Below are 22185 nucleotides of genomic sequence, written 5' to 3'. Positions count from 1 at the left end.
GACCGCCGGACGGCCCCACCGGACACACCCAGGCGCATGTCCAGGGCGGACTCCTCGGTCGCGACGAAGCGCCCGAACTCGCACGAGCAGGCGGACACGCCGGCCCACGTGACGGTGAGGCAGTGCTCACAGCTGGTCACCAGCGGAGGGACCGGACCGGCGGCGGGGTCCCCAAGGAGGGGGCGGGCGCTCATCACGACCCCGCCCCGGCGACTACTGCGCCTACTGACACGATAACCCCCAAGGATCGACTACTGCGACCTTTCGTGATGTTACACGAAATATCGCTGTTTGTGGGGGGCGCCGAAGCCGAAGGCCGACCAGGGCGGCCAGGTGCGGTCGAACCTGCTTCGACATATGGGAAAGCACTCTCAGACCGGCCTGTCGATCCCACCGGGGTCCACCTCTCCCGCCATACGGCACCACCTGACTACGGGGAGTCGTGACTTAAACCGGGATTACGGGATCTATCCATAAGGTCCGAAGGCGCTGCCCGACAGCGCGCCGGGCATCGGCCCCACGGGGATTCGGTGTCGGCAGGACGGTGCCGGCAGGACGGTGCCGGCGGAACAGGGCCGCCCGCCGCGGAACACGGGACCGGCCACCGCGGCGCGGACGCCGGAACCGGCGCCCCGGACGAACACGGGGCCCGGCGAGCGTGTCCGGGCCGCCAGGCCGCCCGTATCCGCGATCGACACGCCCGACTACACCCTCTGTGGGCGTTTCATTACTATTTCGTCAAGACACGTAGTATTTCATCGTTATTTCGGGATACGCTACGGCACGTCGTTACCCAAGACAAGGGTGCCGGCACCGCGGCGCACGACCGTTCGCCCGCCGCCGGCACCGTTCCGGAGCGGACACACCAACCCACCGCCCCACCCGGAGCTCGGCCCGTCATCGCAGGACGAGTCGGACAACCAAGCGGAACGCCGGATACGGTCCTCCGCAGAGACGAGGCCGCCGCATCCTTGACGCGGTGCGCCTCAGACCATATTTTTGCACGAGATATCGTCATACATTGTGAGATATCGAGGTCGAGATGCTCGACGAAGTATCTGACTGACCGGTAGCCGGACCTCCCGGCCCGGTCGGCTCCGGCACCGCGAGGACACCTGGGCGTGTCACCGGCACGTCCGCCCGCGCCGCCAGCGACCACATCCCCAAAACGACAAGTCACCAGCCGACCGTGAGCGCCATACCGGCGAGCCAGCAGTGCCGCGCCGGTGTCAGGCGACCCCTGATCCCCCCGTCATCGAAATCCCGCCATCACCGGCCGTCATCTCCTCCCCAGCGATGAACGGCCTGCGGGATTGATCCGCAGCCCATGAGGAGGCTGAACGATGCGTCCCAGCTTGAGGCTGATGGCAGTGGCGATGCCGCTGGCCCTCACCCTGGCCACCGCCGCCTGCGGCGGCGACTCCGGCGCCACAGAGAAGCGAGAGGTCAGTGCCTTCTCCGCCACGGGCGACGACGCCCTGGCCGCGCAACTGAAGCCCAAGCCACTCGCCGAGCGCAAGACGATCAAGATCGGCATCTCGTCGATCGTCGGCTCCTACGCCGCGGTCGCGCTCGCCGACAGCCTCGGGGAGTTCGAGAAGGAGAACATCCAGATCCGGTTCGAGTTCCTGCAAACGCAGGATGCGCTGGTCATGATGACACAGGGCAAGGTGGACGTGCTGGCCACCCAGGTCTCCCCCGGCCTGCTCAACCTCATCGCGTCCGGCGAGGACATCCGGATCGTGTTCCCCGGCGGCGGCCGGCCCGAGAGCACCGACCAGGGCCTGTACGTCAACAAGAGCATCTTCGGCGACAACGGGAAATTCGACCTGACCGACCTCAAGGGCGTCAAGCTCGCCGGTCCCGGCGGCAACCGCCCCGCACTGTGGGCCTCGCTGTTCGAGCACCTGAAGAGCAACAACGTCGCCATCGGTCCCAAGGACGTCGAGTGGCAGGACCTGACCTCAGCCGACTCGGTCAACGCGCTGCGCAACGGCGCGGTCGGCGCCGCCTACGCCTCGACCCCACACCAGAAGGTGGTGGCCGATGACGCGTGCTGCGAGTTCGTCAAGGGTGCGATCGCCCCGACCACCGGCGTTTTCTACATGTTCGACGACCGCCTGATCAAGGAAGACCGGGAGACCGGGCTGGCCTTCACCAGGGCGATGGCCAGGACGACCCAGAAGTACCTGCTCAAGGACTACCGGCAGACCAAGGAGGTGGTCGCCGCCCTCGCCGCGGCGCAGAAGATCCCCGAGGACTCCATCCGCACCACCGAGCCCTCGGCCTTCGAAGCGGACTACAACCTGCACACCGAGAACGCCTCGATCTACCAGGGCTACTACCGCGACATCGACAGCGGGCTGCTCCAGTACAAGGACGATCTCGGTGAGCAGGACCTCTTCAACACCTCCTTCGCCGAGGAACTGAAGAACGCCGGCTGAGCCTGGCGGCGGGGCCCCGCTGCGGCGGGGCCCCTTTTCACCTATCGGGCACCGGATGACGACGGCAGGGAGCGACCGCCGCCGGCCGGAAGAGCCGAGAACCGGAAGAGCGGAGAAGTCGTGAACGACAGTAGAGTCGCGGTACGCGGCGTGGAACGGGTGTTCGCATCCGGTGGTTCCAGCGTCCAGGCCCTGGGGCCCATCGACCTCGACGTCAGGGACGGGGAGTTCCTCTGCATCGTCGGCCCGTCGGGGTGCGGGAAGTCCACCCTGTTGCGCGTCATCGCCGGGCTGCTGAGCCCCAGCGCCGGCGAGGTGTCACTGCGCAGCACCAGCAGGGAGGCCCCGCTGACCTCGGTGGTGTTCCAGGACTACAGCATCTTCCCGTGGAAGACCGTCGAGGCCAACGTCCGCTTCGGCCTGGACATCGCCAAGATCCCGGCGACCGTGTCCAGGGAGCGGGTCTCCCGGTGGCTGACCCGGCTGGGCCTCGCGGACTTCGCGTCCGCCTACCCGTCCACACTGTCGGGGGGCATGAGGCAGCGGGTCTCCATCGCCCGCGCCTTCGCGGTGGAGCCGCAGATCCTGCTCATGGACGAGCCGTTCGCCGCGCTGGACGCGCAGCTGCGCCAGATCATGCAGGCCGAGCTGCTCGAGCTCTGGCAGGAGGACCGCAGGACCGTCATCTTCATCACCCACAACCTGGACGAGGCGATCCTGCTCGGCGACCGGGTGATGGTGATGAGCTCCCGGCCAGGGCGCGTGGTGGCCGAGTTCGAGGTGCCGTTCGAGCGGCCCCGCTCGGCCGACATCCGCCGCAGCTCCGAGTTCGCGGAGCTGGAGGGCGAGATCTGGGACCGGTTGCGGTCCGCGATGGAGCCGCGCTCCCAGGTGTCCGCGTGAGCGGGCGGCCGGAAACCGTGGGGAAGTGAAGAGGTGGGAACGATGACCGACCTGGTACAGACGGAGAAGCGGGCGCGGGCCGGCGGGGAGGGCGGTGACACCGTCCTGCGCCGACCGGACCTCGCCGAACGCGACCCCGTCCGGTTCCAGCGGCGCCGGGTTCTGGTCGACAACCTGCTGCGGTTCGGCACGCCCGTCCTCATCCTCGCCGTATGGCAGGCGATCTCCAGCAGCGGGCTGGTCGACCAGCGGTTCTGGCCGCCGCCGAGCGAGATCGTGGTCTCCTTTGTCGAGCTGCTCTCCTCCGGCCTGGTGATCGAGGCGGCGTCCAGTACGCTCCAGGTGCTCATGCTGGGCTACCTGGGCGGATCGCTGGCCGGCATCCTGCTCGGCGTGCTGCTCGGCAGCATCCGCAAGCTGCGCACCGCCATCGAGCCGATCATCAGCGCTCTGTACACCGTGCCCAAGCTCGCGGTGCTCCCGCTGCTGCTGATGGTCTTCGGGCTGGGCATGACCCCGAAGGTGCTGCTGGTGGCGTTCGGCGTCTTCTTCATCGTGGTGATCTCCACCATGTCCGCGGTGGCCGGCATTCCCGAGGGCTACCTGGAGCCGGCCCGGTCCTTCGGGGCGAGCCGGCTGCAGACGTTCCGGCACGTCACCCTGCCGGCGATGGTGCCCGAGGTGTTCACCTCACTGCGCATCGCCATCGGGACCGCGGTGCTGCTGGTCATCGGCATCGAGTTCGTGCAGGGCCGGGACGGCCTGGGCTTCCTCATCTGGAATTCCTGGCAGGTGTTCCTGGCGGACCGGATGTACGCGGGCATCGTGACGGTGTCGCTGATCGGCGTCGCGCTGCAGTCCGCGGTCACCTGGATCGGCCGCCGCGTCGCCCCCTGGGCCCCGCGCCGGTAGCACATGCGAGAAGGCCGCCGTCCCTTGGCAGGGGCGGCGGCCTTCTCGCATGTGCGCGGCCGGGTCAGAGGTCGCGGGCGATGGACTGTTTCATGATCTCCGAGGTCCCGGCGTAGATCCGCAGTACCCGATTGGAGGTGTAGATCCGCGAGATGGGCGTCTCGTCCATGAAGCCCATGGCGCCGAACAACTGCACGCACCCGTCGATGACCCGGTTGGACATCTCACACAACCACAGCTTCCCGACAGACCCCTCGGTGGCGGTGGCGACGCCGCTGCGCACCTTGCGCACCATCTCGTGCAGGTACGCCCGACCGACCTCGATCTCGCTCTTCATGTCGGCCAGCGCGAACTTCGTGTTCTGGAACTCGAACAGCGGGCTGCCGAACACGACGCGCTGCTTGACGTACTCCACCGTCTGCTGGAACGCCAGCTCGGCCTGGCCGAGGGCGCGGAAACCGATCTGCAGCCGGTCCAGCGCCAGCGAGCCCATCATGATCCGCATCGCGCCGCCCTCACCGCCCAGCACGTGCGAGGCCGGGATACGCACCCGGTCGAAGTGCAGCTCGGCGGTGTTGCCGGCCGGGAAGCCGGTGGTGGCCAGCTTCCGGCGGGTCACTCCGGCCATCTCGGGCGTGACCAGGAACATGGTCAGGCTGCGCCCGCGCCGCTCCTTCGACGTCTTGGCCACCACGTACAGCATGTCCGCGATGTCGCCGTTGGTGATGTACGTCTTGTCACCGGACAGCACGTAGTCGTCGCCGTCTCGCTCCGCGAAGCTGCGCATGGCCAGCACGTCGCTGCCCGCGTCCGGCTCGGTGATGGCCATCGACTGGATGGCCTCCCCGGCCAGGATCCTCGGCGCCCACTCCCGGATCAGCTCCGGCGACGCGCCGTCCAGGAAGGCACCGGTGGCGAGGTCGGTGCAGTACAGGCTGCCCACGGTGCCGTAGCACTGCGAGCGGGCGATCTCGTAGGAGAGGATGACGTTGGCGATGGGGCTCGCGCCGGGACCGCCGTACTCCTCGGGGATCACCGCGCCCAGGATGCCGGCGCGGCCGGCCGCCCGCCACACCGCGTGCCGGGACGCGCTGTCGGTGCCCAGTTGGTGGAAGGCGGGCTCGATCTCCTTGTCGAGGAAGGTCCGGACAGTCTGCCGGTACAGCTCCTCCTCCTCGTCGAACGGCGCGTGGTAGGCCAGCTCGGGCGCGACCGACGGACCGTCGAACGCTCCAAAGTCAGCGGTCATGGTGGAACTCCTCGGTTGGATATGTCATCGGACGACACCGGCCCGCAGCAGCTCCTCGGCCTCGGCATCGGTGTAGCCGAGTTCGGCGAGGACCTGCCGGGTGTGCGCGCCATGGCCGGGACCGCCGGGCAGGTCGTCGGCCGGGGTCTCGGTGCGGGAGAAGGAGACCAGCGGGCCGAGGCAGCCGGTCAGCCGGCCGTACCGGTCGTCGGCGCGGTCGGCGAGCAGACACGCGACGGCAGGGTCGCGTTCCGGCCCGGCCCGTTCCACCCGCTCCAGCTCTGCCAGGCCGTCGGTGCGGCACTCCTCGGCCCAGACGCCCACCTCCGCCAGGGCGGTGAGCAGGGCCGCGGCGGTACGCCCGGCGCAGACCTCGTCGAAACGGGCCGCGACCGCACCGTCCCAGGCGGCACGCGGCAGCGGCGGCTCCCCCGGCAACATGACCCGCCACATGGCCAGCGCGGCCTCCTCGGTGCGCGCGGCGATCGCGATCCAGCCGTCCGCGGTCCGGTACAGCCGCTCTCCGGGGTGCACGCCCTGTAGCGCCCCGTCCAGCGGCGGCGCCCCGCGCAGCGTACCGTCGGCCTCCCGCAGCAGGTCGGACAGCAGGAACATGCCGGCGTTGAGCAGGCTGACCCACATGTCTCCGGCCCGGCCCGCGGTCCGGCGCCCGTACAGCGCCATCAGCACGGCGACCGCGCCGAGTGCGCCGGACACGTAGTCCAGGTAGGGCGTCCTGATCCACAGCGGCGGGCCGTCCGGTCCGCCGGCACGGCGCTCCAGACCGAGCAGCGCCTGGATGACCATGTCAAAGCCGGGTGCGTCGGCCCGAGGACCGGTCGGCCCGAACGCGAACGCCTGGAGGGTCACCGCGTCCGGCCTCACCGCGCGCACCGCCTCGGGCGAGACGCCCATCCGCTCGGCCGCCTTGGGGCGCAGGTTGTGCATGACCACGTCCGCGCGGGCCAGCAGGCGGCGCAGCACCTCGGCTCCCTCGGGGGTCTTCACGTCGACTGCCAAGGCCCGCTTGCCCACGTGCGCGGCCAGGAAGTGCCGTTGCAGGCCGCGGTTGGGGTCGCCGCCAAGCGACTCGACCTTGAGCACGGAGGCGCCCAGGTCGGCGAGCAGCCGGCTGGCGAACGGACCGGCCACGTAGGAGCCGAAGTCGAGGACGGTCACCCCGGCCAGCGGCGGCCCGCCTCCGGTAGGGCCGGTTCCCGCCGGACCATCCGTCTCCACCGGAGCGCGCGCCGAACCGAGGAAGCCGATCACGTTTCCGGGCCCGGTGGCCCCGCCCCGGTCGACCAGTAACCCGTTGGCGGCGAGCTGCTCGTCGTCCAGGAACTCGCCCAGATCGAGCACGGGCGCCGCGGGCAGCCCCTCGACCTCGGCTGCGGCCAGGATGCCGGCCCGGTCCAGCTTCGCCACGTGCGCCGCGATCAGCGGCCGATCGCCGAAGTAGGTGTCCGGTGAGGCGCCCACCCGGGGTATGCCCCTGTCGGCCGGGTCGACCGGCACGTCGATGCCGAGGATCCGGTACAGCTTGGCCACCGCCGACGGCACACCCATCACGAACTGCACGTAGCCGCCGTCGGCGCACTGGAAGATCAGGTGTTTGACGTCCTTCGGGGTGACCTTGCCGAACTCGGCGTCCGGCCGCTCGGCCCGCATCCAGAACGGCGTCATGAACAGCGCCGCCCCCTGCTGGAGGGAGGCGCCCACCACCTGACCGCGCCCGCTGCCGGCCCGCTCCAGCAGTGCCGTCCATACCCCGAGTGCGGCCAGCATGGCCTGCCCGTAGGTGGGGAACGGCACGGCGAAGTACAACGGCCGGTCGCTGAAGTGCTCGGCGACCATCCCGGTGCGGGCCTGCACCAGCAGGTCCACTGCGGGTGCGCCCGGCGCGTGCCCGGCGGCGTAGCCGGTCAGGTGCGCCACGACGAGCCGCGGGTACCGGTCTGCGAGGTCCGCGGCGTCGTGCCGCGGGGTGACCGCCGGATGATCCTCGCCGCCGACCAGGCATACGTCGGCCTGTGCCAGCAGGACGTCCAGGTCGGCCGGGTCCGCCGGGACGGTCACCGACCGCCAGCCACGGTGCGCCGGATAGACCTCGTCGAAGACCTCGTCGCCGGACGGGGCGACCCGGTGCACGACCGCTCCGGCGTCGGCGAGCAGCGTGCTCACCAGTGCCGCGGCCATCCCGGCGCCCAGGTCGACGACGCGCAGCCCGTGCCCCGGCAGCCCGCCGCCGGACGCCGCCGGGCCCGCGCCGCCACCTCCGGGGTTCCCGTCTCCGTGCCCTCCGGGGGAATGGCCGCCGAAAGGGTGCTCGGCGCCCATCCGGTCCTGCCCGCTCACCTGGCCTGGAAATTCGGCAGGCGCTTCTCGGCGAAGGCCCGGCCGGCCTCGCGGAAGTCCTCGGTGAGATCGAGCCGGGACAGCTGCATCTGCTCGTCCAGCGCGGTCGCGATCGGCACCCACTGCTTCCGGGTCACCCGCACCGCGTCCCGGGTGGCCAGCGGCGGCGCCTTGAGCACCTCGCGGGCCAGTTCCTCGGCGGCCTTCAGGTGCTCGCCCGCCGGGACCAACCGGTTGACCAGGCCGAGCCGGTGCAGTTCCTCGGCCTTGATCCGGCGGCCGGTGATGAGCATCTCCGAGGCGAGCTTCGACGGCATGAAGGTCTTGATCTTGGCCCAGGTGCGCGAGCCGGACATGCCGGTCGTGGTCTCGCTGATGGCGAACCGGGCGTCCTCGGCGGCCACGATCAGGTCGCACTCGGCGGCCAGGTGCGCGCCGCCGCCCAGCACATAGCCGTGCACCGCCGCGATGACCGGCTTGTAGTTGGCCGTCCGGCCCAGCCAGCCCTCGCCGCCGGTGCCGCGCAGGTGCTGGGCGCCACCGACATGGCCACTGCGCACCGCCTCCAGCGCCTTGGCCTTGCGGGTGGCGTCGTCGGCACCGAACGAGAACGAGCTGTGCTCCTTGACGTCGAGCCCGGCGCAGAACGCCCTGCCCTCACCGTGGATGATCAGTACCCAGAGATCGTCGTCCAGGTCGAACTCCAGCAGTGCGGTGCGGATCTCGGACTCCAACTCGTCACTGAGCGCGTTGAGCCGCTCGGGGCGGTTCAACTTCAGGTAGGCCAGACGCCCGTCGGCGGTGAACTCGATGGTCTTGTACTCGGTCATGCGGTCATACCGTCCTTGAAATCGTGCTGCGGATGCCGTTCAGGTGGCGGGAATCTGGTCTGTGAGCATCCGGCCGCCGGGGGCGGCTCGGACGATCCCGGCGCGCTCCAGGCGGGCTCGCTCGTCGGCGGAGTAGCCGGTCTCGGCCAGCAGGGCGGCAGTGTGCTCACCGGAAAGCGGCGCCGAGCGGAAGCCATCCGGAGCCGGGGTCCAGCCGGAGAAGCCGATCAGCGGACCGAAGCAACCGGTGACCCGGCCGTACCGGGGGTCCGGCGCGCTGATCACCAGACCGGACCGGCGCGCCGCGTCGTCGGCGAGCATCGCCGCGAAGGCGTCGCCGGTGCACCGCGTCGCCCACACTCCCGCGGCGCCGAGCAAACTCAGAGCTTCGTCGCAGGTCAGGCGGCCTATAGCGGCGGCGATGGCGTGGGCGGCCGCCTCGCTCCATTTCGATGGCGGGCCGAGCCCGGTCAACTCCAGCGCGTCCGAGAGCGCGGCGGCCATCGACTCGCCGTACGCGGCGACGGCAAGCCAGCCGTCCATGGCCCGGTACAGCGCCTCGGTCGGATGGAAACCGGTGCGGTCCGCGGACAGCACCGCGGCGCCCGCGATCGAACCATCCGGCTCCCGCACCAGTTCCCCTCGCAGGAACATCGCCGCGCCGAGCAGGCTGGTGTGCGCGTCCACCGGGGCGCCGGTCGCGTCCCGCTCGTACAGGGCCGTGAGCAGGGCGATCGCGCCGAGCGCGCCGGCGCAGTAGTCCACGAACGGGGCGCGGTACCACAGCGGCTCGTTTCCCTCTCCGCCCGCACGCACCTCGTGCCCGCACAGCGCCTGCATCACCATGTCGAACCCGCCGCGCAGCACACGCGGCCCGGTTCGCCCGTAGGCGGTGGTGTGCAGATACACCAGGCCGGGCCGGCGCTCCCGTAACGAGGCGGCGTCCACACCAAGGCGCTCGGCGACGCCGGGCCGGAAGTTGTGGTGCACCGCGTCGGCCGTGGCGGCCAGCCGCCGTACGATCTCACGCCCCTCGGGGGTCTTCATGTCGACGACGATGCTGCGCTTGCCGCGGTTGGAGGTCAGGGTATTGCGGACGCCGGTCAGATTGGACAGCCCGGTCGGCGGCTCGACCTTGATCACGTCGGCGCCGAGGTCGGCGAGCAGCTTGGAGGCGAACGGCCCGGCCACCCAGTTACCCAGGTCGATGATCCTCAGACCGGCCAGAGGTGCGCTCTCGCCGCACCGCGCCCGCCGCGGGACGGGTCGCGCCACCGGCGGGTCCCCCGCCACCGAAAGGTCCACCGGCCCAGCCGGATACTCCCGCCCGTCCGGGGCGGTGGTGACCAGCCCTGCCGCGCGTACCTGCGGGTCGTCGAAGAACTCCCCCGGTGCCAGCACCGGCTCCACCGGGACACCGGCCGCGGCGAAGGCCTCGACCAGTTCGTCGCGCGGGAAGCGTGCCGCGTACCGGCCGAACAGGTCACGGTCGGCGAAGTAGTTCTCCGCGCCGCGGGCCAGGCTGGGGACACCCCGGTCGGCGGGGTCGACGGGGCCGGGGATGCCCAGCACCCGATGCACCCGGGCCACTGCCCCGGGCACGCCGAGCACGATCTGCAGATATCCGCCGTCCGCGCAGCGCAGCACGAGGTGCTTCACATCCCGCGGCGGCACCGTGTCGAACGCCTGGTCAGGGCGTTCGGCGGAGAGCCACAGGTGCGGCCAGAACAGCGCCAGCCCCTGCTGCATGGAAACCCGGACCCGGCCACCGCGCCCGGTGCGCCGGCGTGCGTGCAGCGCCGCCCACACGCCTATCGTGCCGAGCAGGGCGGCACCGTACAACGAGGGGGCGAACGCGAGCTGCGTCGGCCGGTCGCTGAACTGCTCGAACACGAGCCCCGTCCGAGCCTGCACCAGCAGGTCTACGGCGGGCGTGGGGTCGTTCGTGCCCTGGACGTAACCACCGATCTCCAGCACGATGAGCCGGGGATGCCTGGAGAGCAGCTCAGCGAGCTCAAGGCGCGCCGGCGGTCCCGCGTCCGGGTGGTCCTCAGCGCCGACGAGAAGGACATCGACCGAGGCCAGGACATCGTCCATGCCGTTTTCGACATCGACCTCCGTCCAGTCGCGGGACCATGACCGCAGCGCGGGATATCTCTCGGTGAACGGGTCGGGTCCCGTCCGCGCGGTCCGCAGGACGGTCACCCCGGAGTCGTGCAGCAATCGCGCCACGATGGCCGTCGGAAGTCCGCTCCCGGCTTCCAGCACACGTAGTCGCGTGATCGAACCGGGGCGCTGTACGACTCGGCTCACGCCGGGCTCCCCCACTCGTTCACCGGGCGACCGTCTTCCCGCCGACACACCGACAGCCGGACACCGCGCGTCGACTCACGCATCGACGGCTCTCACAAGCCTCGGAACGGCTTCTCTGCCCCTCGGAGTCCACGGCGGCCTTCCAGACATACCAGCAACTTCGATATTTCGTTACACACTACGACACCTCGCATACGTGAGCAAGGGTGCCCACAAAACCACTCAATGGGCATAAAACCTGACATCACCCCGTGTCACAGCCCCTCCCACCACGGCCCGCAGACCAGAGTCGGCCGATACCCGCGACCCAGGGCGAGGGGAGGGTGTCCGACGGACCAACCCGCACCACCACACAGGGACGCGTCGCGCCACAGGCCGCGACCGCCGGGTTCCCGTTCCCCCGTTACGAGAGAACCGGTTCGCCGCCGCGGAGTCTCGCCACATCCAGGCCCGGCAGACGACCCGGGACCCCTCGGTGTGCGGTGACGTTTGACATCCGTCCCGCCCTGACAGATGGTTGTTCGTATAAAGGACATGCATGTCCGGTAAGCGGACAGAGTGGGAGAAGCGGATGCCGTACTACCGGGTCGTGGGGGAGATACCTCGCAAGCGGCACGTGCAGTTCCGGCGGCCCGACGGCGGGCTGTACGCCGAGGAGCTGATGGGTGAGGAGGGGTTCTCCAGCGACTCGTCGCTGCTCTACCACCGCCATCTCCCCACGGCGATCCTCAAGGCCGAGGCCGTCGAGCCGACCGAGGCCGGCCGGCTCGTCCCCAACCTGCCCCTCTCCCCCCGTCACCTGCGCACCCAGGACCTGCCGGTCGGAGGCGACCTGGTCACCGGGCGCGGGCTGCTCGCCGGCAACGCCGACGTCCGCATGTCGTACGCCGCGAGCGAGACGCCCAGCGAGCTCTACCGCAACTCCATGGGCGACGAGTGCGTCTACATCGCGAGCGGGCGGGTCAGGTTCGAGTCGACGTACGGGGTGATCGAGGCCGGGGAGGGCGACTACGTCGTCGTCCCCACCGGGACCATCCACCGCTGGGTGCCGCAGGGCCGCGTCACGGCGTTCACCATCGAGGCCGCGGGGCACATCCGTCCCCCCAAGCGCTACCTGTCCACCCACGGCCAGTTCCTGGAGCACGCCCCCTACTGCGAGCGGGACCTGCGCTCCCCGGGCGAGCCCCTCATCGTCGAGGGCGAGGAGGTACCGGTGCTGGTCCGCACCCGCGGCGGGCTGACCCGGCTGGTCTACCGCGACCACCCGTTCGACGTGGTCGGCTGGGACGGCTGTCTCTACCCGTACGCGTTCAACATCAACGACTTCGAGCCCGTCGTGAAGCGCACCCACGCCCCGCCGCCGGTGCACCAGACCTTCGAGGGCCCGAACTTCGTGATCTGCTCGTTCTGCCCCCGGCCGCTCGACTTCCACCCCGACGCGGTCCCGATCCCGTACAACCACCACAACGTCGACTCCGACGAGCTGATGTTCTACGCGGGCGGCGACTACACCGCGCGCAGGGGCTCGGGCATCGATGTCGGCTCGGTCTCGCTGCACCCGGCCGGATTCACCCACGGCCCGCAGCCGGGCGCCGTCGAGGCGGTCATCGAGGCGGTCAGGCAGGGCCACACCGAGACGAGCGAGCTGGCCGTGATGGTCGACACCTTCCGCCCCCTCGACCTCGGCCCCGCCGGCCTGTCGGTGGAGGACCCCGGCTACGCGTGGACGTGGGCCCGTTGACGGGCGGGCCCCTGGGCATGACCACGGGCCCGTCACCGGGTAGGGGCGAGACCATGGCTGCAGATATGAGCACGGACATGGGAATGGGAACGGCGCCGCTCTTCCGCGGGCTCGTCGACGACGCCGGACTGTTCCCGCCGACCGGACTGCCGATGGCCGAGGCCCTGGAGCGGCACAGGAACGACCTGGCCGGCAACGACCCGGTGCTCACCCACCGGTTCCTCTGCCCGGCCGGCCGCCTGGAAGAGCTCCGCGACCACCTGACCTTCCCGATCCGGCTCGGCCTGATCATGGACACCCCCGTCCTCCCGCCACTCGACGACCTCGACGGCCTCGCCGTCGAGCTGGTCGAGGTGCGGCAGGCGGCGGACGAGACGCCTCAGGCCGTGTCGGAGCGGCTGACCGCCGGGCTGCCCGGCGGGGCCAGGCTCTTCGTCGAGGTGCCCCTCGACGGCCGTGGGTCCCTGCCGCGCGACGGCTCGGGCCCCGGCCTGAAGTTCCGCTGCGGCGGGCTGACCGCCGACGCCTTTCCCGGTGCCGCCGACCTGGGCGCCCTCATCGCGCACTGCGCGGAGTACGGTGTGCCGTTCAAGGCGACCGCGGGCCTGCACAACGCGGTCCGCCACTTCGACTCCGCGCTGGGCGTGGACCGGCACGGCTTCCTCAACCTGGTCCTCGCGGTCTGCGCGGCCGTGGAGGGCCGCGACCCGGTGCCGGTGTTGAAGCTGACCGACGTCGGCGAGTTGGTGCGGCTCGCGCGGGCCGTGCCCCAGGAGACCGCGACGCGCGCCAGGAAGCTGCTGGTCTCGTACGGATCATGCAGCACGAGCACCCCGATCGAGGACCTGACGGCCCTGGGCCTCGTCGCCCGGCGCCCGAGCGCGACCACCCACACAACAAAGGAGAGCAAGTGATGGCTTGGGGCCCGGAGAACCTGCCCTACGGAGTCTTCTCCCGCCACGAGGGGGAGACCCCTCGCGTCGGCGTCCGGTACGGCGATCAGATCGTCGACCTGGCCGGGGCCCTGCACGACGAGGTGTTCGCCACCGGCTCGCTCAACGCCTTCATGGCCAGGGGTCCGGTCGCGTGGCGCGACACCCGCACCCTGATCCAGAACAAGCTCCGCACCGACCTGTCGGTGGTCGAGCCGCACCTCGTCCCGCTGGAGCAGGTGACGCTGCACCTGCCGATCGAGGTGGCCGACTACGTCGACTTCTACTGCTCGCTGGAGCACGCCTCCAACCTGGGCCGGATGTTCCGCCCGGACGAGGAGCCGCTCAAGCCGAACTGGCGGCACCTGCCGGTCGGCTACCACGGCAGGGCCGGGACCGTCGTCGCCTCCGGCACCCCGATCACCCGGCCGTCCGGGCAGCGCGGCGCGGGAGTCTTCGGCCCGTCCGTCAAGCTGGACATCGAGGCGGAGCTGGGCTTCGTCGTCGGCGCGCCGACGTCCCTCGGCGACCGGGCCGGACGCTTCGAAGACCACGTGTTCGGCGTGACCCTGGTGAACGACTGGAGCGCCCGCGACATCCAGGCCTGGGAGTACGTCCCGCTCGGCCCGTTCCTCGGCAAGTCCTTCGCCACCTCGATCTCACCGTGGATCACCCCGCTCGCCGCCCTGTCCGAGGCCCGCGTCGAGGGCAGGACGCAGGATCCCGAGCCGCTCGGCTACCTGCGCCGCGACGAGCCCTGGGGGCTCGACCTGCGGCTGGAGGTCGCGGTGAACGGCGAGGTCGTCTCCCGTCCCCCGTATCGGGACATGTACTGGACGCCGGACCAGATGCTCGCCCACATGACCGTCAACGGCGCCGCGCTGCGCACCGGCGATCTCTACGCCAGCGGCACGATCTCCGGCACCGGGCCGGGCGAGCGCGGCTCGCTGATCGAGCTGACCTGGAACGGGACCGAGCCGCTCAAGCTGCCCGACGGCTCTGTCAGGACCTTCCTGGAGGACGGGGACACCGTTACGATCACCGCGACGGCCCCGGGACCCGACGGAACCGTGATCACCCTGGGCGAGGTGTCGGGCAGGATCTCACCCGCGAACCGCCCCTGACAGGCGTCGAGTAGAAGACATACGGTAGGGAAAGGAACCTCCCCGACGTCCGACCCGTTGAACAAGGCAGGAGGGCCGGAGCATGGATTACTGGGTCATCTGGCTGATCCTGGCAGTCGTGCTGGGAATCGCCGAGATCTTCACCCTGACCACCGCTCTCGGCCTGCTCGGGGGGGCGGCCCTCGTCGCCTCCGTCGCCGCCGGCCTCGGACTGCCGATTCCGCTCCAGCTCCTGGTCTTCGCCGCCTCCCTGGGGGCGGGGGTGGTCGCGATCCGGCCCATCGCCAGGCGTCACCTCAAGGGGCTGCAGCCCCGGAGCCAGCGGTTCGGGATCCAGGCGATCGTCGGCAGATCCGCGTACGTGCTACGCGAGGTGACCGGCCAGGACGGCCGGGTGCGGATCGGCGGCGAGGAGTGGTCCGCCAGAGCCTACGACGAGACCCTGGTGATACCCGCCGGGGCGACCGTCGACGTCATCGAGATCGAGGGCGCGACCGCTCTCGTGTATCCGCGGGAGTGACTTCATGGACGCTCTGCTCATAGCTGTGATCCTCATCGTCCTGTTGGCGGTGTTCACCGTGGTCCGCTCGGTGCGCATCGTCCCGCAGGCGCGGGCCCGAAACGTGGAGCGGCTCGGCCGCTACCACAGCACACTCAAGCCCGGCCTCAACTTCGTGATCCCGTACATCGACCGGGTCTATCCGATGATCGACCTGCGCGAGCAGGTCGTCTCCTTCCAGCCCCAGCCGGTGATCACCGAGGACAACCTGGTCGTCGAGATCGACACGGTTCTGTACTTCCAGGTGACCGATCCCCGGGCTGCGGCGTACGAGATCGCCAACTACATCCAGGCCGTCGAGCAGCTCACGGTCACCACGCTGCGCAACGTCGTCGGCTCGCTGGACCTGGAGATGACGCTGACCTCGCGTGACACGATCAACAGCCAGCTCCGCGGCGTGCTCGACGAGGCGACCGGCAAGTGGGGCATCCGGGTCAACCGGGTGGAGATCAAGGCCATCGACCCGCCGAAGAGCATCAAGGAGGCGATGGAGAAGCAGATGCGCGCCGAGCGTGACAAGCGTGCGGCGATCCTCAACGCCGAGGGCCAGCGGCAGTCGCAGATCCTCACCGCCGAGGGTGACAAGCAGAGCGCGATCCTGCGGGCCGAGGGTGACCGGAGCGCCGCGATCCTCAAGGCCGAGGGCCAGTCCCAGGCCATCGACGAGGTCTTCCAGGCCGTGCACCGCAACGACCCCGACCCCAAGCTGCTGGCGTACCAGTACCTCCAGGTGCTGCCCGAGCTGGCCAAGGGCCCGAACAACACCTTCTGGGTGATCCCCAGCGAGGTCACCTCGGCCATCCAGGGCGTCTCCAAGGCGTTCACCGAGGCGCTGCCGCAGTCGTCGGCCACCCGCGAGGCTCCCAGGGTCAACGAGGCCGCCGAGGAGGAGCGGAAGCAGGCCGAGCAGGCCGCCGCCGAGGCGGTCGCCGAGGCCGCCGAGGCCGACCTGGGCCCCCGCCAGCTCAACGCGGCCCCGCCCTCCCTGCCCACCGACGGTCTCACGGTCCCCCAGGAGGAGCAGCACCGCACCACCCCTTGAGCCCCTGCGGCTTGTACGGGGAACGCCCCCTGAACCCCACTCCCGGCTGTCCCCGAACGGCCGTTCGGACAGCCGGGCACCGGCCCGGCCCCGTGTCTCCGGCGGCGATCGTCGCCGGAGACACGGGGCCGGTGTGAGAGCGCCGGGTCTCAGACGCGGCCGGCGCCGATCTTCTTCAACCACACGTCACAGTTCTTACAGGCGCTGCGCGCCTGCCATTTCCCGGACGTGCTGTTCCAGGTCTCGGCGTGGAAATAGAGGGTTTCCGCCTTGATTTCAGACTTTTTCGTGATTTTCCTGGCGATGAGGAGCTTGTTCATGGCGTCGACCTCCGCGCAGGCGTTCACCGGCCAGTCCTCCACCTGGGGCACGCCGACCAGCAGTTCCTCCATGACCGCATGCCGCTTGTCCGCGTAGGTGTAGGCGCCACTGGTACCGGTGTAGGTCTTTCCCGTGATCGTGTCGGCGAGGCCCACGATCACCGTGCCGACCGCGACCCCCTTTCCTCCGGGGTGCTTGTTGCGCAGGCTGACGGCCTCCTCCCGGGCACTGGCGATGATCCTCTCGTGCCGTGTCTTCGCCTGCGCCTCGGCCTCCTGGCGGTCCGCCTCGGCCTTCTTGGTCAGGTAGTAGGCCCAGCCGCCCCCGTCGTTGTCGTTCACCCAGTCGATGAACGCCGCCCGCGCGCTCGCCTCGCTCGTACCACCGATGATCGCGGACTCCAGACGCCTCAGCCTGTTCATCAGAAGCTCGACGCCGTCCTTCTCCCTGTCCACGATCGTCATCTTCCTGAAGAATCCGTCCAGCAGCGCCCAGGCGCCGAAAGCCCATTCCTTGACGCCTGTGGTGGGGACCCGGTCGCCCACCGTGGGCGGGGCGACGTACGGCTGATCGGTCATGGCGTGCCTTTCCTTTCGGTTCGCACCAGCATCCGCGCGAGCGATGTACGACCGATTACCGAGCGATATATTCCGACTGCAACCAGTGAAAAGACGCCGCCCAGAAAGGGACGCCGCATTCCCGGCCCCGATCCGAGCCCGCCGGACGGCAGAGGCCGCACACCTGTCCGATTTAAGGTCAAATGCCCGGGTACATCGTTAGTCCTCGGGGGTCGAGCGTGAAGCAACGCTGTGGGCGGGGTTAAGAAAACCGCGATGGACACCCCCGAAGGCGGCCGGGCACAGTGCGTAGGGTTCGGAGTTGAGGGGGGATCCGCGATGAAAGCGCTGGTCAAGGAGAGGGCCGAACCCGGCCTGTGGCTGGTCGACGTACCGGAACCGTCGGTCGGCGCCGGGGAGGTGCTGATCAAGGTGCTGCGGACCGGGATCTGCGGGACGGATCTGCACATCCGGAGTTTCGACGCCTGGGCCCGGCAGACCCTGCGAACGCCGCTCGTCGTCGGGCACGAGTTCTGCGGCGAGGTCGTCGAGGTGGCACCGGGCGTGGAGGACATCGCCCCCGGTGATCTGGTCAGCGGCGAGGGGCACCTGGTCTGCGGCAAGTGCCGCAACTGCATGGCCGGACGGCGGCACCTGTGCCGCAGCACGGTCGGGCTGGGGGTCAACCGGGACGGCGCCTTCGCCGAGTACGTGACGCTCCCGGCCTCCAACGTCTGGGTGCACCGGGTCCCGGTGGACCTCGACGTGGCGGCGATCTTCGACCCGTTCGGCAACGCGGTGCACACCGCCCTGACGTTCCCGATGGTCGGCGAGGACGTGCTGATCACCGGGGCCGGGCCGATCGGGCTGATGGCCGCCGCGGTGGCCACCCACGTGGGCGCCCGCAACGTGGTCATCACCGATGTCAGCCACGAACGGCTGGCCATCGCGAACAAGCTGGGCGTCACCCTGGCGCTGAACGTCGCCGAGAGGTCCGTCGCCGACGGCCTGCGTGAGCTCGGCATGCGGGAGGGCTTCGACGTGGGTCTTGAGATGTCCGGGAACCCGCGGGCGCTCCGCGACATGATCGCCAACATGTCGCACGGCGGGAAGATCGCCATGCTCGGGCTGCCCGCCGAGGAGTTCGCCGTCGACTTCGCGACCATCGTGACCTCGATGATCACCATCAAGGGCATCTACGGCCGGGAGATGTACGAGACGTGGTACGCCATGTCCGTGCTCCTGGAGAAGGGCCTCGACCTCTCCCCCGTGATCACCGACCGCTTCTCCTACCGCGACTTCGACGCGGCCTTCGACACCGCCGCCGGCGGCAGGACCGGCAAGGTCATCCTGGACTGGACGGCCTGATGTCCGGCGCGGCTTCGACACCGTCACCGGCAGGGTCACCCCGGACCTGGACCACCTGATGTCCGGCTCCCACCGCGACTCCGACACCGCCGCCGGCGGCGGAACCGGCAAGATCACCTTGGATTGGACCGCCTGATGTTCGACAACGTCCGCGACGACTTCCGTACCACCCTGAACGAGATCGCATCCGCCGGGCTGCTCAAGCCGGAGCGGGTCATCACCACCCCGCAGCGCGCCGACATCGCCGTGGCCGGCGGCGGCGAGGTGCTGAACTTCTGCGCCAACAACTACCTGGGCCTGGCCGACCACCCCGAGGTGATCGCCGCCGCCAAGGAGGCCCTCGACCGCTGGGGCTTCGGCATGGCCTCGGTCCGCTTCATCTGCGGCACCCAGGAGGTGCACAAGCAGCTGGAGGCGCGGCTGTCGGCCTTCCTCGGCCAGGAGGACACCGTCCTCTACAGCTCGTGCTTCGACGCCAACGGCGGCGTCTTCGAGACCCTGCTCGACGACCGGGACGCGGTGATCTCCGACGCGCTCAACCACGCGAGCGTCATCGACGGCATCCGCCTGTCCAAGGCCCGGCGCCTGCGCTACGCCAACCGCGACCTGGCCGAGCTGGAGGCACGGCTCAAGGAGTCCGCCGACGCCCGGCGCAGGCTGATCGTCACCGACGGCGTCTTCTCCATGGACGGCTACGTCGCGCCGCTGGCGGAGATCTGCGACCTGGCGGAGCGGTACGGGGCCATGGTGATGGTCGACGACTCGCACGCCGTCGGCTTCGTCGGCAGCGGAGGCGGGGGCACTCCCGAGCTGCACGGTGTACGGGACCGGGTCGACATCCTCACCGGCACGCTCGGCAAGGCGCTCGGCGGGGCCAGCGGCGGTTACGTCGCGGCCCGCAAGGAGATCTGCGAGCTGCTCCGCCAGCGCTCGCGCCCCTACCTGTTCTCCAACTCCCTGGCCCCGGTGATCGCCGCCGCGTCGCTGCGCGTCCTCGACCTGATCAGCGGCTCGGACGAGGCCCGCACCCGGCTGCGCGCCAACACCGAGCGGTTCCGCTCCGGGATGATCGAGGCCGGGTTCGACATCCTGCCCGGCGACCACCCCATCGTCCCGGTGATGATCGGCGACGCCGCCGAGGCCGCCGCGATGGCCGAACGCCTGCTGGAGCTGGGCGTCTACGTGATCGGCTTCTCCTACCCCGTCGTCCCGCACGGCCAGGCCAGGATCCGGGTCCAGCTCTCGGCGGCCCACTCCACCGAGGACGTCGACCGGGCCCTGGAGGCGTTCGCCACGGCCCGCGGCTGAGTTCCGCTCCCGGCCTCGCGGATGGGCACTCGTCACGGCCCCGTTGCCGTGACGAGATCGCCGCGACGGGATCACCGGGGCTCGGCCCTGCTCGCGCACGACGCGCGGGACCGACCCGCGCCGTTCGCCCTCCGGTCAGCTCTCCGCGTTCGGCGCGAACAGGTCGACGCCGTTGCCGTCCGGGTCGTGGATCACCGCGTACCGCTGCCCCCAGAACGCGTCCCACGGCTCCTTGTCCCCCTCATATCCGAGAAGGATCAGCTGCTCGTACGCCTCGTCCACCTCGGCCGGGGTGTCGAACCGGAACGCCAGCGACATCCCCTGCCCGTTCCCGGGCCGCCAGTCGGGGTAGAACGATTGGATCGTCTCGACCGTGTCCCAGGCGAGGCGCAGGCCGCCGGGCATGACCGCCTCGACGTGCGGCTGCCCGTCGGCCTCCGGCGGCACCTCCAGGCCGAGCAGCCGGTAGAAGGCCAGCGAGCGGCCCATGTCCTCGACGACCATGCCGATGACGTCCAGCTGGGCTTTCATATCAAGTCCTCCGATCACGGATTCGCGGTGGGATGTCGTGAGGTGTCCTGGATCGCGGACCGCCCCCGGTACGGCTCAACCTAGCCCCGCCCCCGGCCGCGGTCTTGTAGGAAACGGACGCGGTCGGCGGACGGTTCGGCCGGAATCGTGCCGACGGGAGCGCGACCCCGAGGACATCGCGTACGAACGACCTCGGGGAGAATACGGAGGTGATAGAGACACGGCGGCTCAGGACCCTGCGGGCGGTGGCCGACCACCGCACGGTCACCGCGGCCGCCGCCGCGCTGCACCTGACCCCCTCGGCGGTCTCCCAGCAGCTCGCCGCCCTGGAGCACGAGGTGGGCCACCGGTTGCTCGACCGCGACGGCCGGGGCGTACGGCTGACCGCCGTCGGCCGCATCCTGCTGGGCCACACCAATGAGATCCTCGCCCAGCTTGAGCGGGCCGGGGCCGACATCGCCGCCTACACGGCCGGTACGACGGGCGAGGTGAAGGTGGCCTCGTTCGCCACCGCGATCGGGCTCCTGGTGGCCCCGGCCGTCGGCGTCCTGCGGGACTCCGAACCCGGCATCCGGGTGCGGGTCCTGGACGCCGAGGGCGACCAGAGCCTCACCATGGTCCTGGACGGCTCGGTGGACGCGGCCGTGGCCGTGGAGTATCGCGGGGCCCCCGCCGAGGACGACCGGCGCCTGTCGCGCATCCCGCTCTACTCCGAACCGTTCGACGTGGTGCTCCCCCGGGACCACGCCCTCGCGGAGCGCGAGGTGACGGTCGCGGACCTGGCCGGGGAGACCTGGATCGGCCCCTACCCGGGCAATCCCTGCCACGACGTGATCGCGCTGGCCTGCGAGCACGCGGGCTTCACCCCCGAGTTCGCCCACTCCTCGGACGACTTCAGCGCGGTGGTCGCGCTGGCCGCCGCCGGGGCCGGGGTGGCGATGGTGCCTCGCCTGGCGCTGCGCGGCACCGACCTGTCCGGCGTCGAGATCCGCCGGGTCGCGGGCCCGGAACGCCGGGTCTTCACCGCGGTACGCCGGGGCGCGGAACGGCACCCCCTGCTCGTCCCCCTGCTGGACGCCCTCCGGCACACCGCGACGGCCCTGGACCGGGCCTCGTCACCGTGACGAGATCGCCGCGGAGTCCCCGGTGGAGGGCCCGTCGTCACCGGGTCCCGGGGCACCGGTTGGAGATCGTCCCTGTCCCGGGCACCCGCGCCGGTCATCACCTCGCGGTGCCTGCTCTCCCCTCCGCAGGAAGCGGTGGAGGTGCCTGAGGAAGAGACGATGTCTGCGACGGTAAAGGTGACGGCTCGTGACGACCACCATCAGGGTGACCGCTGAGGTCATCCCAACGATCACCGCCTGAATCACCGGATACATATCGTCCACCTGTCCGAAAAATCCTCCTTTAGCGAACTTATTCGTTGACCGGCGGGCTCATGGATGCATCGTGACCTGCGCTTTTACTCAGGCAGCTCAAGGCGCGAGCCCCTTGACGGCGGCCTCACCCGGTGGTCTCCAACAGATCTTCGTCGGCGAACACGGCCGGGGCACTCCCGAACCACACGGCGCAGGAGACCGGATCGGCCTCCTCATCGACACCCTCGGCGAGGCGCTCGGCGACGCAGACCCATCGGCCGTCATCGCGATGCGACGATCGATATTCGGTATGGCCGAAGATACGTTCGGTTCAT

At 70.2% G+C, this 22185-nt stretch carries 17 protein-coding genes; 11 read left to right on the top strand and 6 right to left on the bottom strand.

Annotated features, from left to right (window positions below):
* Positions 1–1343 precede the first annotated feature (1343 nt).
* From ACFQVD_RS35545 to ACFQVD_RS35535, 3 genes are all read left to right on the top strand, one after another.
* Entirely contained in the window at positions 1344–2444 is a 1101-nt protein-coding gene (locus ACFQVD_RS35545) for an ABC transporter substrate-binding protein (protein ID WP_343974889.1), read from the top strand.
* 120 nt (positions 2445–2564) lie between these two features.
* The gene (locus tag ACFQVD_RS35540; protein ID WP_343974892.1) at positions 2565–3347 is read left to right on the top strand and encodes an ABC transporter ATP-binding protein; all 783 of its coding nucleotides are present in this window, start codon (positions 2565–2567) and stop codon (positions 3345–3347) included.
* Positions 3348–3389: 42 nt separating this feature from the next.
* A complete protein-coding gene (locus tag ACFQVD_RS35535) occupies positions 3390–4259 on the top strand; it encodes an ABC transporter permease (RefSeq protein WP_343974895.1) in 870 nt (289 codons plus the stop codon).
* Positions 4260–4323: 64 nt separating this feature from the next.
* Here ACFQVD_RS35535 and ACFQVD_RS35530 read toward each other — a convergent pair whose 3' ends face one another.
* Genes ACFQVD_RS35530 through ACFQVD_RS35515 form a run of 4 tightly spaced genes read right to left on the bottom strand, consistent with a single transcriptional unit; the run spans position 4324 to position 11009 of the window.
* Complete coding sequence (locus ACFQVD_RS35530; protein WP_343974898.1) at positions 4324–5508, bottom strand: acyl-CoA dehydrogenase family protein; 1185 nt, start codon at positions 5506–5508, stop codon at positions 4324–4326.
* 24 nt (positions 5509–5532) lie between these two features.
* Positions 5533–7866: a CaiB/BaiF CoA-transferase family protein gene (locus ACFQVD_RS35525; RefSeq protein WP_343974901.1), complete on the bottom strand. Its 2334-nt coding sequence runs from the start codon at positions 7864–7866 to the stop codon at positions 5533–5535.
* Positions 7863–8696, bottom strand: coding sequence for an enoyl-CoA hydratase/isomerase family protein (locus ACFQVD_RS35520; RefSeq protein WP_343974904.1), 834 nt, complete (start codon positions 8694–8696; stop codon positions 7863–7865). Before ACFQVD_RS35520 ends, ACFQVD_RS35525 begins: the two co-directional genes overlap by 4 nt.
* Positions 8697–8735: 39 nt before the next feature.
* Positions 8736–11009 carry a CoA transferase gene (locus tag ACFQVD_RS35515; RefSeq protein ID WP_343974907.1) on the bottom strand — a complete coding sequence of 758 codons (2274 nt, stop codon included), beginning with the start codon at positions 11007–11009 and terminating at the stop codon, positions 8736–8738.
* A 571-nt stretch (positions 11010–11580) separates the two neighbouring features.
* On the opposite strand from ACFQVD_RS35515, the gene ACFQVD_RS35510 reads away from it, so the two are divergent.
* The 5 genes from ACFQVD_RS35510 to ACFQVD_RS35490 all read left to right on the top strand — a co-directional run bounded on the left by ACFQVD_RS35510 (position 11581) and on the right by ACFQVD_RS35490 (position 16407).
* Positions 11581–12750 (top strand): homogentisate 1,2-dioxygenase, encoded by a 1170-nt coding sequence (locus ACFQVD_RS35510; protein WP_343975010.1) that lies wholly within the window; start codon positions 11581–11583, stop codon positions 12748–12750.
* A 65-nt stretch (positions 12751–12815) separates the two neighbouring features.
* Positions 12816–13664 carry a hypothetical protein gene (locus tag ACFQVD_RS35505; RefSeq protein WP_386273190.1) on the top strand — a complete coding sequence of 283 codons (849 nt, stop codon included), beginning with the start codon at positions 12816–12818 and terminating at the stop codon, positions 13662–13664.
* Positions 13664–14806 carry a fumarylacetoacetase gene (gene fahA, locus ACFQVD_RS35500; RefSeq protein WP_343974913.1) on the top strand — a complete coding sequence of 381 codons (1143 nt, stop codon included), beginning with the start codon at positions 13664–13666 and terminating at the stop codon, positions 14804–14806. The genes ACFQVD_RS35505 and fahA overlap by 1 nt, the downstream gene beginning before the upstream one ends.
* Positions 14807–14888: 82 nt before the next feature.
* Positions 14889–15326, top strand: a complete 438-nt coding sequence (locus ACFQVD_RS35495) for an NfeD family protein (protein WP_343974916.1) — start codon at positions 14889–14891, stop codon at positions 15324–15326.
* Between the two features lie 4 nt (positions 15327–15330).
* Positions 15331–16407: an SPFH domain-containing protein gene (locus ACFQVD_RS35490; RefSeq protein WP_364149835.1), complete on the top strand. Its 1077-nt coding sequence runs from the start codon at positions 15331–15333 to the stop codon at positions 16405–16407.
* Between the two features lie 149 nt (positions 16408–16556).
* Here ACFQVD_RS35490 and ACFQVD_RS35485 read toward each other — a convergent pair whose 3' ends face one another.
* A complete protein-coding gene (locus tag ACFQVD_RS35485) occupies positions 16557–17306 on the bottom strand; it encodes a hypothetical protein (RefSeq protein WP_343974922.1) in 750 nt (249 codons plus the stop codon).
* Between the two features lie 318 nt (positions 17307–17624).
* Here ACFQVD_RS35485 and tdh point away from each other — a divergent pair, with 318 nt between their 5' ends.
* Both tdh and ACFQVD_RS35475 read left to right on the top strand, forming a co-directional pair.
* Positions 17625–18653 (top strand): L-threonine 3-dehydrogenase, encoded by a 1029-nt coding sequence (gene tdh, locus ACFQVD_RS35480; RefSeq protein ID WP_343974925.1) that lies wholly within the window; start codon positions 17625–17627, stop codon positions 18651–18653.
* 135 nt (positions 18654–18788) lie between these two features.
* Positions 18789–19961, top strand: coding sequence for a glycine C-acetyltransferase (locus ACFQVD_RS35475; RefSeq protein ID WP_343974928.1), 1173 nt, complete (start codon positions 18789–18791; stop codon positions 19959–19961).
* A gap of 135 nt (positions 19962–20096) precedes the next feature.
* Here the strand turns inward: ACFQVD_RS35475 and ACFQVD_RS35470 are convergent, their stop codons facing one another.
* Positions 20097–20492 carry a VOC family protein gene (locus ACFQVD_RS35470; protein WP_343974931.1) on the bottom strand — a complete coding sequence of 132 codons (396 nt, stop codon included), beginning with the start codon at positions 20490–20492 and terminating at the stop codon, positions 20097–20099.
* A gap of 209 nt (positions 20493–20701) precedes the next feature.
* Here ACFQVD_RS35470 and ACFQVD_RS35465 point away from each other — a divergent pair, with 209 nt between their 5' ends.
* Positions 20702–21616 carry a LysR family transcriptional regulator gene (locus tag ACFQVD_RS35465; RefSeq protein WP_343974934.1) on the top strand — a complete coding sequence of 305 codons (915 nt, stop codon included), beginning with the start codon at positions 20702–20704 and terminating at the stop codon, positions 21614–21616.
* Positions 21617–22185 lie beyond the last annotated feature (569 nt).

This window comes from Streptosporangium amethystogenes subsp. fukuiense, assembly GCF_042665875.1.
In the GTDB taxonomy this organism is placed as follows: domain Bacteria; phylum Actinomycetota; class Actinomycetes; order Streptosporangiales; family Streptosporangiaceae; genus Streptosporangium; species Streptosporangium fukuiense.
This window is presented reverse-complemented; position numbering and strand designations above follow the sequence as displayed.